Annotated in this window: 15 protein-coding genes and 1 pseudogene; 5 read left to right on the plus strand and 11 right to left on the minus strand. The window is 74.9% G+C overall.

What is annotated here, in order from left to right; all coding sequences use genetic code 11:
* Window positions 1-49: 49 nt before the first annotated feature.
* On the minus strand, window positions 50-481 hold the full coding sequence (locus ACZ3HQ_RS13110) for a hypothetical protein (RefSeq protein WP_467510263.1): 432 nt from the start codon (window positions 479-481) through the stop codon (window positions 50-52).
* An 83-nt stretch (window positions 482-564) separates the two neighbouring features.
* Here ACZ3HQ_RS13110 and ACZ3HQ_RS13115 point away from each other — a divergent pair, with 83 nt between their 5' ends.
* Together ACZ3HQ_RS13115 and ACZ3HQ_RS13120 are read left to right on the plus strand one after the other, a co-directional pair.
* Window positions 565-1,338, plus strand: coding sequence for an MBL fold metallo-hydrolase (locus ACZ3HQ_RS13115; RefSeq protein ID WP_467511049.1), 774 nt, complete (start codon window positions 565-567; stop codon window positions 1,336-1,338).
* Window positions 1,335-1,979 carry a DedA family protein gene (locus ACZ3HQ_RS13120; RefSeq protein ID WP_467510265.1) on the plus strand — a complete coding sequence of 215 codons (645 nt, stop codon included), beginning with the start codon at window positions 1,335-1,337 and terminating at the stop codon, window positions 1,977-1,979. The genes ACZ3HQ_RS13115 and ACZ3HQ_RS13120 overlap by 4 nt, the downstream gene beginning before the upstream one ends.
* Here the strand turns inward: ACZ3HQ_RS13120 and ACZ3HQ_RS13125 are convergent.
* The 4 genes and pseudogenes from ACZ3HQ_RS13125 to ACZ3HQ_RS13140 all read right to left on the minus strand — a co-directional run bounded on the left by ACZ3HQ_RS13125 (window position 1,930) and on the right by ACZ3HQ_RS13140 (window position 5,469).
* Window positions 1,930-3,087, minus strand: coding sequence for an MBL fold metallo-hydrolase (locus ACZ3HQ_RS13125; protein WP_467510267.1), 1,158 nt, complete (start codon window positions 3,085-3,087; stop codon window positions 1,930-1,932). The genes ACZ3HQ_RS13120 and ACZ3HQ_RS13125 overlap by 50 nt on opposite strands.
* Window positions 3,084-4,340, minus strand: a complete 1,257-nt coding sequence (locus ACZ3HQ_RS13130) for an aminotransferase class I/II-fold pyridoxal phosphate-dependent enzyme (protein WP_467510269.1) — start codon at window positions 4,338-4,340, stop codon at window positions 3,084-3,086. Before ACZ3HQ_RS13130 ends, ACZ3HQ_RS13125 begins: the two co-directional genes overlap by 4 nt.
* A gap of 186 nt (window positions 4,341-4,526) precedes the next feature.
* Window positions 4,527-5,009 carry a hypothetical protein gene (locus ACZ3HQ_RS13135; RefSeq protein ID WP_467510271.1) on the minus strand — a complete coding sequence of 161 codons (483 nt, stop codon included), beginning with the start codon at window positions 5,007-5,009 and terminating at the stop codon, window positions 4,527-4,529.
* Window positions 5,010-5,168: 159 nt separating this feature from the next.
* Window positions 5,169-5,469: pseudogene (locus tag ACZ3HQ_RS13140) on the minus strand (DUF6158 family protein).
* Between the two features lie 143 nt (window positions 5,470-5,612).
* On the opposite strand from ACZ3HQ_RS13140, the gene ACZ3HQ_RS13145 reads away from it, so the two are divergent.
* Window positions 5,613-7,109 (plus strand): phosphatase PAP2 family protein, encoded by a 1,497-nt coding sequence (locus ACZ3HQ_RS13145; RefSeq protein ID WP_467510273.1) that lies wholly within the window; start codon window positions 5,613-5,615, stop codon window positions 7,107-7,109.
* Window positions 7,110-7,175: 66 nt separating this feature from the next.
* Window positions 7,176-7,997: a methyltransferase domain-containing protein gene (locus tag ACZ3HQ_RS13150; RefSeq protein ID WP_467510275.1), complete on the plus strand. Its 822-nt coding sequence runs from the start codon at window positions 7,176-7,178 to the stop codon at window positions 7,995-7,997.
* A gap of 51 nt (window positions 7,998-8,048) precedes the next feature.
* Here ACZ3HQ_RS13150 and ACZ3HQ_RS13155 read toward each other — a convergent pair whose 3' ends face one another.
* The gene (locus tag ACZ3HQ_RS13155) at window positions 8,049-9,983 is read right to left on the minus strand and encodes a transketolase (protein WP_467511051.1); all 1,935 of its coding nucleotides are present in this window, start codon (window positions 9,981-9,983) and stop codon (window positions 8,049-8,051) included.
* Between the two features lie 168 nt (window positions 9,984-10,151).
* On the opposite strand from ACZ3HQ_RS13155, the gene ACZ3HQ_RS13160 reads away from it, so the two are divergent.
* Window positions 10,152-10,502: a VOC family protein gene (locus ACZ3HQ_RS13160; RefSeq protein WP_467510277.1), complete on the plus strand. Its 351-nt coding sequence runs from the start codon at window positions 10,152-10,154 to the stop codon at window positions 10,500-10,502.
* Window positions 10,503-10,510: 8 nt separating this feature from the next.
* Here the strand turns inward: ACZ3HQ_RS13160 and ACZ3HQ_RS13165 are convergent, their stop codons facing one another.
* Genes ACZ3HQ_RS13165 through ACZ3HQ_RS13185 form a run of 5 tightly spaced genes read right to left on the minus strand, consistent with a single transcriptional unit; the run spans window position 10,511 to window position 16,109 of the window.
* Window positions 10,511-11,056: a GNAT family N-acetyltransferase gene (locus ACZ3HQ_RS13165; protein ID WP_467510279.1), complete on the minus strand. Its 546-nt coding sequence runs from the start codon at window positions 11,054-11,056 to the stop codon at window positions 10,511-10,513.
* Window positions 11,057-11,089: 33 nt separating this feature from the next.
* Window positions 11,090-12,013: a S66 peptidase family protein gene (locus ACZ3HQ_RS13170; RefSeq protein WP_467510281.1), complete on the minus strand. Its 924-nt coding sequence runs from the start codon at window positions 12,011-12,013 to the stop codon at window positions 11,090-11,092.
* Window positions 12,010-13,974 carry a prolyl oligopeptidase family serine peptidase gene (locus ACZ3HQ_RS13175; RefSeq protein ID WP_467510283.1) on the minus strand — a complete coding sequence of 655 codons (1,965 nt, stop codon included), beginning with the start codon at window positions 13,972-13,974 and terminating at the stop codon, window positions 12,010-12,012. Before ACZ3HQ_RS13175 ends, ACZ3HQ_RS13170 begins: the two co-directional genes overlap by 4 nt.
* 4 nt (window positions 13,975-13,978) lie before the next feature.
* Entirely contained in the window at window positions 13,979-15,283 is a 1,305-nt protein-coding gene (locus ACZ3HQ_RS13180) for a M20/M25/M40 family metallo-hydrolase (protein WP_467510285.1), read from the minus strand.
* A complete protein-coding gene (locus tag ACZ3HQ_RS13185; protein WP_467510287.1) occupies window positions 15,276-16,109 on the minus strand; it encodes a M55 family metallopeptidase in 834 nt (277 codons plus the stop codon). Before ACZ3HQ_RS13185 ends, ACZ3HQ_RS13180 begins: the two co-directional genes overlap by 8 nt.
* Window positions 16,110-16,172: the final 63 nt, after the last annotated feature.

The following is a 16,172-nucleotide window of genomic DNA, read 5'->3' on the forward strand; positions in this document are numbered from 1 at the left end:
GCGGGGCCTGCCCCCACCTTGTCATACCGGGCGGAGGCGCCGGGACGGCTTATTTGCCGTCGTACCCGGCCGTGGGCATGGAGAGCCGCCGGTGCACACGCGCCTTCATCCGGGCGTCGTACGCGGGTTCGGCGCTGCCGACGGTCTCCACCCGGACCCCGCGCCGGGCGCACTCGGCGGTGAACTCCTCCACCGAGGACAGCGCGCGTTCCAGCACACGGACGCTGGGGGCGACGAACACGTCCACGCCGGGGCGTACGCCGTCCCACAGGGCGCCGTGGTCGAAGCGCAGGCCGCCGACGAGGAGTTCGCGGGTGACCACGAAGCCCTGTTCCTCGGCCCAGCGGGCGCACATGGCGTGCTGGCTGCGGGAGTCGACCAGGAAGGGGTCGGCCTCCAGCTCCTCCAGCGGGATCAGGCTGGCGATGGCGGTGATCCGTACCGTCGCAAGCGCGGCCGGGGCACCCCGTAACGGTCCCATGGCGTCCCCTCACCTCCGGGTTTCGCCGCCGACCCTACCGCTGCCCGTAGGCTTCGGGGGAGTCGCGCGCGGAGGTGAGGGTAGTGCCGGTGGAGGTCACCTGGTGGGGTCACGCCACCTGCACGATCGAGGATTCGGACACCCGGGTGCTCACCGATCCCCTGTTCGCCTCCCGGCTGGCGCACCTGCGCCGCCGCCGGGGCGCGCAGCCGCCCGCCGGGGCCCGCCGGGCCGACGCCGTGCTCGTCTCCCATCTGCACGCCGACCATCTGCACCTGCCGTCGCTGGCGCAGTTGGCGCCGGGCACGCGCGTGCTGGTGCCGCGGGGCGCGCCGCGCGCGGTGCCCGGACTGCGCAGGCTGCGGGGGCTCGACCTCACCGAGGTGGTGCCCGGCGACGAGGTGCGGCTCGGGGAGCTGCGGGTGCGGGTGGTGCCCGCGCTGCACGACGGACGGCGGCTGCCGTTCGGCCCGCACCGCGCCCCCGCGCTGGGTTACGTGGTGGAGGGCGAGGCGCGCACCTACTTCGCTGGGGACACCGCGCTGTTCGACGCGATGGCCGAGGAGGTCGGCCCGGTGGACGTGGCGCTGCTGCCGGTGGGCGGCTGGGGGCCGTACCTCGGTGAGGGGCATCTGGACGCGGGCCGGGCGGCGCGGGCGCTGGCCCGGCTGGCGCCGGGCTGGGCGGTGCCGGTGCACTACGGCACGTACTGGCCGATCGGGATGGACGCGGTGCGCCCGCACGAGTTCCACGCGCCGGGCGAGGAGTTCGTGCGGCTGGCGGCCGAGGCCGCGCCGAAGGTGACCGTGCACCGGCTGGGGCACGGCGAGGGCGTACGGCTGGAGGTCTGCCGGTGAGAGGCGTGGGGGGTGCGGCGGTACTGGCCGCCGCCGCGACGACGGGTGCGCCGCTGGAGTCGACGAGTCGGGCGCTCGGTTATCCGTCGCTGTTCCTGCTGGTGCTGGTGGGGGCGCTGATACCCGTGGTGCCGACGGGGGCGCTGGTCAGCTCGGCGACCGTGGTGGCGCTGCACCGGACGGCGCCGTTCTCGCTGGCGCTGGTCTTCGCGACGGCGGCGCTGGCCGCCTTCCTGGGGGACGCGGCGCTGTACTGGCTGGGGCGGCGCGGTCTCGGCTCGCAGAACGGTTCGCGCTGGCTGGAGGCGCTGCGGTCGCGGGCGCCGGAGGAGCGGCTGAACCAGGCGCGGGGGAAGCTGGCCGAGCACGGGGTGCTGGTGCTGGTGCTGTCCCGGCTGATACCCGCCGGCCGGATTCCGGTGATGCTGGCGTGCCTGCTGGCCGAGTGGCCGCTGCGGCGCTTCGCGCGGGGCAACCTTCCCGCGTGCCTGGCGTGGGCGTTGACGTACCAGGTCATCGGCGTGCTCGGGGGTTCGCTGTTCGCCCGGCCGTGGGAGGGGGTGCTGGCGGTGGTGGTGCTGACCGTGCTGGTCAGCGCGGCTCCGGGGCTGGTGCGCCGGGTGCGGGGCGAGGAGCGGTAGGGGAGGTCTGAAGGACGCGGGAGGCGCCGACCGGCAGGTCCCACAGGTCGGTACGGGCGAGGCCCGCCTGCTCCCAGGCCGCGCGGACGCGGGTGAGGGGCTCCATGACGGGCTCGGCCGAGAGCACGAACGTCCCCCAGTGCATGGGCGCCATCCGGCGGGCGCCGAGATCGAGGGTGGCCCGTACGGCCTCCTCCGGGTCGCAGTGGACGTCGCTGAGCCACCAGCGCGGGTCGTAGGCGCCGATGGGCATCAGCGCGAGGTCGATGCCGGGGTAGCGGCGGCCTATCCGCCCGAACCAGTGGCCGTAGCCGGTGTCGCCCGCGAAGTAGAGGCGCTGCCCGTCCTGCGCGGTCATCACCCAGCCGCCCCACAGGCTGTGGCAGGTGTCGGTCAGGGTGCGCTTGGACCAGTGGTGCGCGGGCACGAAGTCGAAGCGCACACCGGAGAGTCGAGCACCTTCCCACCAGTCCAGCTCGGTGACGCGGCTGAACCTCCGCCGCCGGAACCAGCGTCCGAGCCCGGCGGGGACGAACACCGGTGTGTGGCGCGGGAGTCGGCTCAGGGTGGGGGCGTCCAGGTGGTCGTAGTGGTTGTGGCTGATCACGACCGCGTCGACGGGCGGCAGGCTGTCCCAGGAGACGCCGACCGGGGTGACGCGGGCCGGGGTGCCGAGGATGCGGCGCGACCACACCGGGTCGGTGAGCACGGTCAGCCCGCCGATCCGCACCACCCAACTGGCGTGCCCCGCCCAGGTGACGGCGAGGGCGTCGGCCCCGACGCGCGGCAACGGTCCGGGCTCGTACGGGAGTCGGGGGATGTCGACGAGTCCCTCGGGGTCGGGGCGTACGGCGCCCTCGCGGGCGAAGCGGGCCATGGCGCGCCAGCCGGGCAGCGGTGCGGTGAGCCGGTCGTGGAAGGTGCGCGGCCACACCCGGTGTTCGCCCAGCGGCCGCGGTTCGGCCAGCGGCGGTGACGCGGGCGCGAGCGGGGCACGGACGACCACCTCGGGCGCGGCGGCCGCGGCCTCGACGGGGTCGGGGGCGTCCGGCGCGGGTGTGGTGGCCGTCGTGACGGTGGACCCGGACTCATGCGTCTGCCGCGTCATCGAGGAGACTCCCATCGCACGGTGTCGTCACGGAGTTCGCCGAGCACCGCTCCCAGGGTGAGCAACGCGTCCCGGGTGTACGGCGGTTGCGTCGGGTCGGGCGAGGCGAGCGCGGCCTCGCGCTCCTCGTCGGTGCCGCCCAGCAGGGAGGCGGTGGCCAGCCGTACGCGCAGGGCGCCGAGGTCGTCGCCGAAGCGGTGGCCGCCGGGGGCGGGCATGCCGAGCCGGGCGGTGAGGAAGTCCTCCAGTTCCTGCGCGTCCCGTACACCCCGGGCGGCGAGGGGCTCGCGCAGCGGGCCGAGGTCGGCGTAGACGTAGCGCCCGGCCTGCGGGGGCGGGGCGAGCGCGCCGCCCTTGAGGACCGCGCGGTGCACGGCGGCGGCGAGCCGGGCGTGCAGGGTCACGGCGGCCTCGCGGCGGGCGGTGACCGGCTCGGGTTCGTCCAGCGCGTACCGGGCGGCGGCCGCGACAGGGGCGGCGAGGCGGGCGCCGAGCGCGGTGAGCACGTCCAGCACGCGGGCGTGGGCGTCCTGCCCAGCCCCGGTGTCGGGGAAGCGGGCGACGGCGGCGGGCCAGCCGGCCGGGAGCAGCGATCCGGCGAGGTCGGCGACGACGGTGACGTGGTCGGGCAGTATCCCGGCCGGGCTGACCAGGACCGTCTCGTGCGGGTCGTGCACGGTGTCCCGCCAGGTCTCGTCGCTGATCACGTGCAGCCCCTCGGCGGCGGCCGCCTCCACGGTCTCGTGCAGCAGCTCGGGCAGGGGGACGGCGGCGGTGGGGTCGTCCGCGACGGACAGCACCAGCAGCCGGGGGTCGCCGCCCTCGGCGCGGACCCGGCGGACGGTCTCCAGCAGCGCGTACGGGTCGGGGATGCCGCCGCTGTCCGCCGGGATCGGCACCGGGAAGAGGCGTCTGCCGAGCAGCCGGGCGACGGGTGCCCACCAGGCGGCGCGCGGGCGGGGGGCCAGGATGTCGCCGTGGTCCCCGGCGAGCGCGGCGGTCAGCGCCAGCAGCAGCGGGGGCGCGCCGGAGGCGAGGGTCACCCGGTCGGGGGTGCAGGGCAGTGAGCGCCGGGTCCAGTAGCCGCAGGCGGCCTCCAGCAGGGCCGGATCGCCACCGGCGGGCTGGGCCGCGCCGTGGTGTTCGGCTGCGGCGAGGCGGGCGGCGAGTTCCGCGAGGACGGGCAGGCCGTCGGCGGGGAACGGGGGGCCGTAGCGGACCGGGCCGTGGCCCTGGGGTTCCCTCCGCCGCATGTCCGCCTCCGCACGGTCCGTGTGCCGAATCCCCTGCGCCCCCGATGTCTCCGGTCTCCCGCGCCGTGGGGCGGGTGCGCAGGGGGCCTGCTGGTGGTGCCCTCGGGAAGGTGTGTACCCGCCGAACGGCCCGGCATGGCTCGTGTCCGGCGTCGTCCCGGTCACGGCGGCCTCCGGTGCCCGCCGTCAGCGCCCGGCCGGGCGCCTGCGGCCGTACAGCCGGTACCCGGCTCCGGCGGCCGCCGCGGCGATCAGCGCGCCGCCCGCGGCGAGGGCGGGCACCGAGTCGGAGAAGGTGCCGCCGGCTCCGGCCCGCACGCCGTGCTCCACGGTGGGCGGGTCGTCCTTCGCGGGGCCTGAGTCCCAGTCCTGGCCGTTCTCGTCCCCGTCGTCCCAGGCCGGGTCGTCGCCGCCCTGACCCGCCTTCGCGGCGGAGCCGTCCGCGCAGTCCTTCGTCCCGCCGCCCCATTCCGGGCCACCGGTGGGTGCCGCGCTCAGGTACGGCGCTCCGGGCAGCGGGGCGTCGTAGGACGTGCCGGGCGACTTGGGCGCGGAGGCGGCGGGGCCCTCGCAGGGGGCGCCGGACTCGGCGGACGCGGGACCGGCTACGACGAGCGTGGCGCCGGCCAGGGCGGCGGCGGTGGAGAGGGCGCGTACGGTGCGGCGCATGGGGCGGGCTCCTCGGCGGTACGGCGGTCGGGGCACGCGTTCCGTGCCCTCGCTGCCATCAGAGCCCCCTCGGCGCCGCCCCGCCCGCCGCCGGACCCCATTCGCGGGACACGGACGACACCCAACGGGTGACACCGGCCCCCGGAGCGCGCCCCGGCCTCATGCCTCCCCCGGCTCCCCGCAGCCCCGTTCACGGGCGCCCTCACGGGTGCGGCCCGCGCTGACCAGGCGGCGCGGATTGCGGCGCAGGTACTCGCCCTCCAACTGGGCCATGCGTTCGTTGTGGGCGCGCAGGGCGTCGTTCGAGCCGTACAGCAGGGTGTCGTGGCGTGTGCGGTGGATCGTCTCCAGCTCTTTCATGAGCTGCTGGTCGTCCAGTCGGCTGGGGTCGACTCCGGTCATGGTGGTGCCCCCGCTCGTCGTGTCCGCGGTCCCGAGGTTCACTGGTCTTGAGGTCCACTGGTCTTGAGGTCCACTGGTCCTGGGGTCCACTGTACGAAGATCCCGCTCCCCCGGCCTCCGCGCGCGGGCGGTGCCCGTAACGGGGCGGCGGCACAAGAGCGGCGGCACAAGAAAGGCGCGCTTCGGGGTAGAGGGTCGAACATGAGCGCAGATGTCGACCTCACCGCTGTCCCCACCACCGGCCGCAACGTCCTGCGCCGGCTGCTCACGGCCGACGCCCGGCTCTTCGAGGTGGCCGCCCAGCGGAACTGGCCCGGCGCCCAGAAGGTGCTGCCCCGCCTGAGCCGCAGCGCCAACCACGGCGTGCTGTGGTTCGCGGCGGCCGGCGCGATCGCCGCCACGCGCACCCCGAGGGCGCGCCGGGCGGCCGTGCGAGGGCTGGCCTCGCTGAGCCTGGCGTCGCTGACCGTCAACACCCTCGGCAAGCGGTCGGTGCGCCGCACCCGGCCGGTGCTGGACGCGGTGCCGCTGTCCCGGCGGCTCAAGCGGCAGCCGATCACCACCTCCTTCCCGTCCGGCCACTCCGCCTCCGCCGCCGCCTTCGCGGCCGGGGTGGCGCTGGAGTCCCCGGCGTGGGGCGCGGCGGTGGCGCCGGTGGCCTTCTCGGTGGCGACCTCGCGGGTGTACACCGGTGCGCACTTCCCGAGCGACGTGCTGGCCGGGGCGGCGCTCGGGGTCGGGGCCGCGTTCGTGGTGCGGAAGCTGGTGCCGACGCGGGCGGCGGCCCGCCCGGTGGCCCGGCCGCGCGCGGACGCCCCGGCGCTGCCGGACGGCGCGGGCCTGGTGATGGTCGCCAACCGCGCCTCGGGCACCGCGGACCGGGTGAGCGCGCTGCACGACGCGCTGCCGCTGGCGGAGATCGTGGAGTGCGAGCCGGAGGAGGTCCGGGCCGAGCTGGACAAGGCGGCGGCCCGGGCGCGGGTCCTCGGTGTGTGCGGCGGCGACGGCACGGTGAACGCGGCCGCGGAGGTCGCCCTGCTGCACGGTCTGCCGCTGGCGGTGCTGCCCGGCGGCACCCTGAACCACTTCGCGTACGACCTCGGGGTGGAGGACGCGGCCGGTCTGGCCGCCGCCGTCCGCGCGGGCGAGGCGGTGCAGGTGGACGTCGGCAAGTTCACCGCCGACGACCGCTCCAGCGTCTTCCTGAACACCCTGAGCCTGGGCGTCTACCCGGAGCTGGTGCGCGAGCGCGAGCACTGGTCGCCCCGGATCGGCGGCTGGGCGGCCGGGGTGCTGGGCGCGGTGAAGGTGCTGCGCGCGGACCGGCATCCGCTGGTGGTCGAGGCGGCCGGCAAGCGGCACCCGCTGTGGATGCTGTTCGTCGGCAACGGCGTCTACCGCCGCAGCGGCCTGGGCGCCGGACGCCGTACGGAGCTGTCGGACGGCCCGCTCGACGTCCGTGTGGTGCACGGCAACGGCTGGCCGACGCTGCGTCTGCTGGCGGCCGCCGTGGCGGGCCCGCTGAGCCGGTCCCAGGGTCACGCGGCGGTCCAGCTCGGCCGGCTGCGCCTGTCCGGCCTCGCACCGGGCACCCCGCTGGCGTACGACGGCGAGGTGACCTCGGTGTCCGGCACGGTGACGGTGGAGAAGCTGCCGGAGGTCCTCACGGCGTACAGCCCGCACCCGAACGCTTCCTGACGCACCGTCAGTCCGCATCGCGAAACACCGGTCTCAGCATCCGGGTCGCGGGCGTACCGTGACGTCATGCCGGAGACCCGCGAGACCGCCGTCTACACCCATGGGCACCACGAGTCGGTGCTGCGTTCGCACACCTGGCGCACGGCCGCCAACTCGGCCGCGTACCTGCTCGGTTCGCTCGAACCGGGCATGCGCGTCCTCGACATCGGCTGCGGCCCCGGCACCATCACCGCCGACCTCGCCGCACTGGTCCCCGACGGCCGGGTGACCGGCGCCGACCGGGCTCCCGGCATCCTGGAGCGGGCCCGCGCCACCGCCGGGGAGCGGGGTCTGACGAACGTGGACTTCGAGGTGGCCGACGTGCACGCCCTCGGCCACCCCGACGGCGCCTTCGACGTGGTCCACGCCCATCAGGTGCTCCAGCACGTGGGCGACCCGGTGGGCGCGCTGCGCGAGATGGCCCGGGTGACCCGGCCCGGCGGGCTGATCGCGGTGCGCGACGCGGACTACGCGGCGATGACCTGGTACCCGGCCGTGCCCGGCCTGGACGACTGGCTGGACCTGTACCGGCGCGTCGCGCGGGCCAACGGCGGCGAACCGGACGCCGGCCGGCGGCTGCGGAGCTGGGCGCTGGCGGCGGGGCTGAGCGACATCACCGCCACCTCGGGCACCTGGACGTACGCCACCCCCGAGGAGCGCGACTGGTGGAGCGGTCTGTGGGCGGACCGTACGCTCGCCTCCGCGTACGCCGACCGCGCGGTGGGGGGCGGGCACGCCACACCGGAGGAACTGCGGGCGGTGTCCGACGCGTGGCGGGAGTGGGGGCGGCGGGAGGACGGCTGGTTCGCGGTCCTGCACGGCGAGATCCTGTGCCGCACGCCGGCCTGAACAGCAGGGCGGGCGCCGCCTGAGCGACGCCCGCCGTCGAAGGGTTCCGGTCTAGCTGACCACGGCCTCGCCGACCAGCAGCCGGGCGGTCGCCGCGATGTTCGCGGCGTCGATGCCGGCCGCGTGCAACTGCTCGTCGGGCGCGGCGGAACCCGGCATCATCCGCACCGCGAGGCGGACCAGGCGCGGTACGGGCCGCCCGTCGGTGAAGGCTTCCACGACCGCGTCGCCGATGCCGCCCTCCTCGTGGTGGTCCTCGACCGTCACCAGGCAGCCGGTGTCGTCGGCGGCCCGGCGCAGCGTCTCCACGTCGACGGGCTTGACCGAGTACAGATCGATGACCCGGACCTTGATGCCCTCCTCCGCCAGCTTGTCGGCGGCCGTCAGCGCCTCCTGCACGGTGACCCCGGCCGCGACGACCGTCAGTCGGTCCTCCTCGCTGGAGCGCAGCACCTTGCTGCCGCCGACGGGGAACTCCTCGTCGGCGTCGTAGATGACCGGGCTCTCGCCGCGCGAGGTGCGCAGGTACCGGATGCCGTCCAGGTCGGCCATGGACGCGACCAGGCGGGCGGTCTGGTTGGCGTCGCAGGGGTAGAGCACGGTGGAGCCGTACACGGAGCGGAACATCGCCAGGTCCTCCAGGCCCATCTGCGAAGGCCCGTCCTGCCCGATGGCCACGCCCGCGTGCGAGCCGACCAGGTTGATCGAGGCGTCGCTGATGGAGGCCATGCGCACGAAATCGTAGGCGCGGCTGAAGAAGGCCGCGAAGGTGGACGCGTACGGCACCCAGCCGCGTGCCGACATGCCGACGGCCGAGGCGACCATCTGCTGCTCGGCGATGAAGGACTCGAAGAAGCGCTCGGGGTGCTCCTCGGCGAAGACGCCGGTACGGGTGGAGTCGCCGACCTCGCCGTCCAGGGCGACGACGTCGCCGCGCGCGGTGCCGAGCGCGGCCAGCGCCTTGCCGAAGGCGTCGCGGGTGGCGACCTCCTCGCCCTTGTCGAAGCGGGGCAGACGCAGCGGCTCGTGGGCGAGCTTCTCCGGGGTCGCGGCGGGCGGCTCGCTGACGTGGACGCGCAGGTCGCGGGGGCCGCCCAGCTCCTCGATGGCCTCCTGGGCGTCGGGCAGCGGCTTGCCGTGCTTGCCCTCCTTGTCCTCCACGGCGGCGACGCCCTTGCCCTTGAGGGTGCGGGCGATGATCGCGGTGGGGCGGCCCTTGGTGGACTCGGCCTCGCTGTAGGCGCGGTCGATGGCGGCGACGTCGTGGCCGTCGATCTCGACGGTGTGCCAGCCGAACGCCTGGAAGCGGCGGGCATAGGCGTCCAGGTCGTGGCCGTGCCGGGTCTGGCCGCGCTGACCGAGCCGGTTGACGTCCACGATGACGGTGAGGTTGTCCAGCTTGTCGTACGCGGCGGCCTCGGCGGCCTCCCAGACCGAGCCCTCGGCCATCTCGCTGTCGCCGCACACCACCCAGACGCGGTAGTCGGAGTGGTCCAGCCGCTTGCCCGCGAGCGCGATGCCGACGCCGACCGGGAAGCCCTGGCCCAGGGAGCCGGTGGCCGTCTCCACCCAGGGCAGCCGGCGCGGGGTCGGGTGGCCCTCCAGGCGGCTGCCGAGCTTGCGGAAGGTGAGGAGTTCGGCGTCGTCGATGGCGCCGGCCGCCTTGTAGACCGAGTACATCAGCGGGGACGCGTGTCCCTTGGAGAGGATGAAGCGGTCGTTGGCCGGATGGTCGGGGCGTTCGAAGTCGTAGCGCAGATGGTTGGCGAGCAGCACGGCCATCAGGTCGGCGGCGGACATCGAGGAGGTGGGGTGTCCGGATGCCGCGGCGTCCGCGGCGCGGACGCTGTCCACCCTCAACTGCTGCCCGAGTTCGGCGAGTTCGTCGTTGTTCATGGGTCTCCTTTCCGCGGGTCCGAGGCGACTCGGACGGTCCTCGGCGCACCGGGCGGGCTGCCCGGCCCCCGACGGGCCCCGATCCGTCACGGTGTGTGACCGGTCGCGGGCGCCCCGGTGGTGCGGTTCGTCCGAGGTCTTCCGCGTAACCGGGGTCACGGCACCCAAACCACCTTCACGTCACCCGGCCGCCGCGCACGCCACCGATGCGCGGCGACGGCCTGTGCGCACCCGGCCGCCCCAACTAGGCTCGTGCGCATGGAGATTCTTGGCGCGACACTGCGCATCTGCGTCGACGACCTCGAGACCGCGGTCCCGTTCTACGAGCGGCTGGCGGGCGGTACGGCACTGCGTTTCGAGCGCGGTGGGGTACGGGTCGCCGCGATCGGGTCGTTCCTGCTGATGAGCGGGCCGGAGGCGGAGCTGGAGGTGCTGCGCAAGGTGACGGCGACGATCGCCGTGAAGGACGTCGAGGAGGCGCACCGGCTGCTCACGGACCTGGGCGCGCAGATCATCGCGGGCCCGGTGCCGACGCCGGTGGGCCGGAACCTGCTGGTGATGCACCCCGACGGCACGATCTTCGAGTACGCCGACCAGTCGGGGGCCTGAGCCGGGATTCAGCCCCGCATCTCCACGGTCAGCGCCCAGCGCTCGTGGTCGCGCCACTCCCCGTCGACCTGGATCATGGCGGGCGAGAAGCCCTCCAGCCGGAACCCGGCGCCGCGCGCGAGCGCGATGGACGCGGTGTTGCCGGGCTGCACGTTGATCTCCAGCCGGTGCAGCCCGAGCGGCCCGAAGGCGTACCCGATCACCAGCTCCAGGCCCTCCCGCATCAGCCCCCGCCCGGCCGCGTGCGCGAACGCCCCGTACCCGAGCGCCCCGCACTGGAAGCCGCCCCGGACGATGTTGTTGATGTTGATGAACCCGGCGATGTCCCCGCTGTCCTTCTCACAGACCAGGAACCCGGCCCGCCCCGCGTCCCCGAGCAGCCGCCCGGCGTAGGCGGCGTACGCCTCGTCGCTGTCGGGCACCACCAGCCACGGCCGGTGCAGATCCTTGCTCTCCCTGGCCCGCGCGGTGAACTCACCCCCGTCCTCCATCCGGAACCGACGAAGGGCGACACGGGGGCCCTGGGCGAGGTAGTGGGGTGCGGTGTGCGGCATCGGACCAGGGTACGCCGGGCCCCTGGCCGGAAGTCATCGCAGGGCGGGCTCCTCCAGGGTCAACGTGCCTGCGTCCGCGTCCAGTTCGGCAGCCAGGCCGAAGGGGATCGTCAGGGCGTCCGGGCAGTGGCCGAAGCCTGCGGTCTCCAGTACCGGGACGTTCAGGGGGGCCAGGCGGTCGGTGAGCATCGGGCGGAGGGTGTCATAGGGGTCGCAGTCCTGCCAGGAGCCGAGGAGGACGCCGCGGACCCCGTCCAGCCGGCCGGCGCGGAGGAGCTGGGTGAGGTAGCGGTCCAGGCGGTACGTCTCCTCGCCGACGTCCTCCAGGCAGAGGAGGCCGCCCTCGGCGGAGGGGCGGGCGTGCGGGGTGCCGAGTTCCGCCGCGAGGAGGGAGAGGCAGCCGCCGAGGGTGATGCCCCGGGCGCGGCCGGGGACGAGGGGCTTGCCGTCGGTGGTGATCCGCTGGACCTTCTCCGGGGCGAAGAGAGTGGCGTGGAGATGGTCGCGGGCGCGTGCGCTGCCGATGAAGTCGATCCCGGCAGTCATCGGGCCGTGCAGGGTGACGAGGCCCAGGCGGACGGCGAACGCCTCGTGGAGGGCGGTGATGTCGCTGAAGCCGACGAACACCTTCGGGCCGGCCGCGCGCATCGCGTCCCAGTCGAGCAGGTCGGCCATCCGCTGGGCGCCGTAGCCGCCCCGGGCGCAGAACACCGCGTCGACCGCGGGGTCGCACCAGGCCCGCTGGAGGTCCTCGGCGCGGTCGGCGTCGGTGCCCGCGAGGTAGCCGAACTGGCCGTGCCGGTCCAGCACATGGGGTGCGGCGACCGGATCGAGGCCCCAGCCGCGCAGCACGTCGAGGCCCGCCCGCAGCCGTTCCTCCGGGACCGGCCCGCTGGGCGCGACCACGGCCACGCGGGCGCCGGGGGCGAGACGGGTGGGGCGCTCGAGTTGCTTCACGTGTTCAGCTCCAGTTCCGGGACGCCGGGCAGGTCGAAGCCGAACACCTGGGCGTACAGGGACAGTTCCGCCTCCAGTGCGCGGACCATGGTGTCGGCGCGGCGGAAGCCGTGACCCTCTCCGGCGAAGGCCAGGTAGGCGTGCGGGACGCCCCGGCCCGCGACGCGGTCGAGGAAGTGCTCGCACTGCTCGGGCGCGCAGATCACGTCGTCCAGCCCCTGGAGGAGCAGGAAGGGGGCGGTGAGCCGGTCGGCGCGGTGGGTGGGCGAGCGCTCGGCGTAGCGGTCGGGGACCTCGGCGACGGGGCCGACCAGGGACTCCAGGTAGCGGGACTCGAAGTCGTGGGTGCGGCCCGGCCCCCAGGTGGCGAGGTCGAGGATCGGGTAGCTGATCGTGCCGCAGGCGTAGACCTCGGTGCCGGTCAGCGAGGCCGCGGTGGTCCAGCCGCCCGCGCTGCCGCCCCGGATCGCCAGCCGGTTCCGGTCGGCGGTGCCCTCCTCCGCCAGCGCGAGGGCCACGGCCGCGCAGTCCTCCACGTCGACCACGCCCCACTGGTGCCGCAGCCGCTCGCGGTACTCGCGGCCGTACCCGGTGGAGCCGCCGTAGTCGACCTCGGCGACGCCGATGCCGCGGGAGGTGAAGGCGGCGATGGCGATGTCCAGCACGAGCGGGGCCCGGCCGGTCGGGCCGCCGTGCGCCCAGATCACGTAGGGCGGCAACTCGCCACCGGGGCCGGTGACTTCCGGGTGCCGGGGCGGATAGACGTGCGCGTGCACCTCGCGGCCGCCGGGCCCGGTGAAGGTGCGGACCTCCGGCTCGGGGTAGTACGCGGGGTCGACGGGGTCCCGGTGCCGGGCGCCCACCGTGCGGGCGCGGCCGGTGCCGGTGTCCAGCTCGATCACCTCGTACCCGGTGCGGGGACTCGCGCCGATGGCCGCGACCCGGCTGCCGTGGGCGGCGAGGGAGGAGTCGAACTCGGTCCAGGGCCCGGCCGCGTCGGCGATCTCACCGGTCTCGGGGTCGAGTATCCCGAGGACGGCGGACCCGTGTCCGTGCAGCACCGCGAGCAGCCCGTCCTCCAACGGCGCGAACCAGCGCAGGCCCGGTTTCCACAGCGCCCCGGCGAACTCCTCCTGGCGCGGGCACAGCGGTACGCCGTCCCGGTAGAGGTTCCACCAGCCGCTCCGGTCGCTCGCGTACAGCAGCCGTCCGTCCGGCGCCCACTCCACCTGGGCGATGGCCTCGTCGTCGCCCCCGGCGACCGTGCGCACGTCCCGGAACCGGCCGTCGTCACCGATGTCCGCGACGAGCAGCTCGGTGCCGTCCCAGGGCATGCGCGGATGGTCCCAGGCGAGCCACGCGGCCCGGCGACCGTCCGGGGACACGCGGGCGCCGGTGACGAACCGGTGCCGCTCGTCGGTGAGTTCACGCACCGCGGACCGGTCCCCGGCGGCCGACCCGTCCAGCGGTACGGCGGCCAGTACACGTCGTACGTCGCCGCTGCCCTCGCCGGTGAACTCCTCCAGCACACAGCGGACTTCGCCGCGCCCGGGGTCCAACTCCGGCTCGGCCCAGCGCAGTCCCCCGCCGACCTCGGAGAGCGGGGTCAGCGGGACCGGCTCGCCACCGGGTTCGTAGCGGTAGAGCCGCTGGTCGGCGAAGTGGGTGAAGACGACCAGGGGCCCGTCCGTGCCGGGGGCGGCGGTCCAGGGGCGGCCGCCGTACTCGTGGACGCGGTTGCGCACGTTCCACGGCGGCGGCAGCACCGGCTCCTCGGCACCGGCGGCCGTACGGCGCACCAGGGCACGCCGGCCACCCTCGGCGGGCCGGGGCTCGGTCCACCAGATCTCGTCCCCGACGAACCCCACCCACTCGGGGTGGCCGTCGTGCGCGGCGGCGAGCGCCGCGTCGATGGGCGACGGCCAGGAACCGTACGGCTGGACGCGCATCTCTTCCCCCATGTCGTCAGGCCGTCCGCAGGAAGCGGTCGAGGACGCGGACGCCGAACTGGAGCGCCTCGACAGGCACCCGTTCGTCCACCCCGTGGAACAGCGCCTGGTAGTCGAAGCCTTCGGGCAGCCGCAGCGGGGCGAACCCGTAGCCGGTGATGCCGAGCCGGGAGAACTGCTTGGCGTCGGTGCCCCCGGACATGCAGTACGGGACGACGTGCGCGCCCGGCGCGAACTCCTCCACGGCGGCCCGCATCTTGCCGAACAGCGGTGCGTCCACCGGGGCTTGGAGAGCGACCTCGCGGTGCACGTACTCCCAGTCGACATCGGGTCCGGTGAGCCGGTCCAGGGTGGACTCGAACTCCTCCTCGCCACCCGGCAGGAAGCGTCCGTCGATGTGCGCGTGGGCCTCGCCGGGGATGACGTTGACCTTGTAACCGGCGTCCAGCATGGTCGGGTTGGCGCTGTTGCGGACGGTCGCCCCGACCAGCTCGGCGGCCGGGCCGAGCTTGTCCAGCAGCCGTTCCATGTCGTCGAAGTCGGCCTCCACGCCGTACAGTTCCGCCAGCTCGGTGAGTGCGGCCCGCACGGTCGGGGTGATGCGCAGCGGCCACTGGTGCTCGCCGATGCGGGTGACGGCGGCGGCGAGCCGGGTCACCGCGTTCTCCCGGTTCACCTTGGAGCCGTGCCCGGCGCGCCCGCCCGCGCTGAGCCGCAGCCAGCCGGTGCCCCGCTCCCCCGCCGCGACGGGGTAGATCTCGCGCCCGGTGCCGTCGTGGAAGGTGAAGGCGCCGGACTCCCCGATCGCCTCCGTACAGCCCTCGAACAGCTCGGGGTGCCGGTCGGCGAGGAAGCCGGAGCCGTCCTCGGCGCTGGCCTCCTCGTCGGCGGTGAAGGCGATGACCAGGTCCCGGCGCGGCCGCACGCCCTGCCGGGCCCAGCCGCGCAGCAGGGCCAGGATCATCGCGTCCATGTTCTTCATGTCGACGGCGCCACGCCCCCAGACCACGCCGTCGCGGACCTCGCCGGAGAACGGGTGCACGCTCCAGTCGGCGGCCTCGGCGGGCACCACGTCCAGGTGGCCGTGGACGAGCAGCGCGTCGGCGGACGGGTCGGTACCGGGCACCCGGGCGACGACGTTGCCGCGCCCCGGTGTCCGCTCCAGCAGCAGGGGTTCGAGCCCGGCGCCGGCGAGCCGCTCGGCCGCGTACTCGGCGGCCGGCCGCTCCCGGCAGTCGCCGCCGCCCCGGTTGGTGGTGTCGATCCGGATCAGCTCGGAGGTGAATTCGACCACCTCGTCCAGCGCGCGCTGGTCAGCCATACTGCTCCTCCACGGCGGCCGAGGCGATCGTGGTGACCGCCTTGAACGTGCGAATTGCCTCGTACATCGTGCCGGTGGTGTACGCCACCTTCCGCTCCCCGATCCGCGCGACCCCCGGCACCACGGTGACGGCCATCGCCAGATGCTCGGCGTCGAACTCCACGGCGACGGTGAACGGCCCCTGCTCCGAAGGCTCCTGGCGCACCGCGAGCCGCGCCGCCTCCTTGGCCGCCGCCCGGATGTCGGCGGCGGTGCGGGCGGGCGTACGGCAGACGGCCGCGTACCGCGACACATGGTCCTTGACCGCCACCTTGAGGGCCCCGGGCGCATAGCCGAGCGCGTCCTCGCAGGCCAGGTCGTCCCCGGTGACCAGCACCACGGGCACCCCGTACTCCGCGACGACCCGCGCGTTGAGCAGGCCCTCGCTGGCGCGTACGTCGTTCAGCCAGACCCCGGTGATCTGGTTGGCGAGGTAGGTGTGGGCGAGGACGCCCTCCATGCCGGCGCCCGCGTGGTAGCCGATGAACGCGATGCCGTCGACGTCGCCGTGCTGGACGCCCTCCACCATGGACAGTGCCTTGTGCCGCCCGGTCAGCATCTCGACGCGCTCGTCCAGTTGCTCCAGCAGCAGGTTGCGCATGGTCCAGTGGGCCTCGTTGACGAGCACCTGGTCGGCGCCGCCGTCGAAGAAGCCCTGGGCGGCGGCGTTCACGTCGGAGGTGAACATCCCCCGGCAGCGCTCCCACTGCGGCGTCCCCGGCAGCACGTCGGCGGGCCAGGTGACCCCGGTGGCGCCTTCCATGTCGGCACTGATGAGGATCTTCATGCCGCGCAGGTTACGCGCCCGGCCCGGCGGCGGCTACGACCCGGTCCCCGGCCGCCGCCCGGT

It is taken from the genome of Streptomyces sp. NPDC018263 (genome assembly GCF_055562575.1).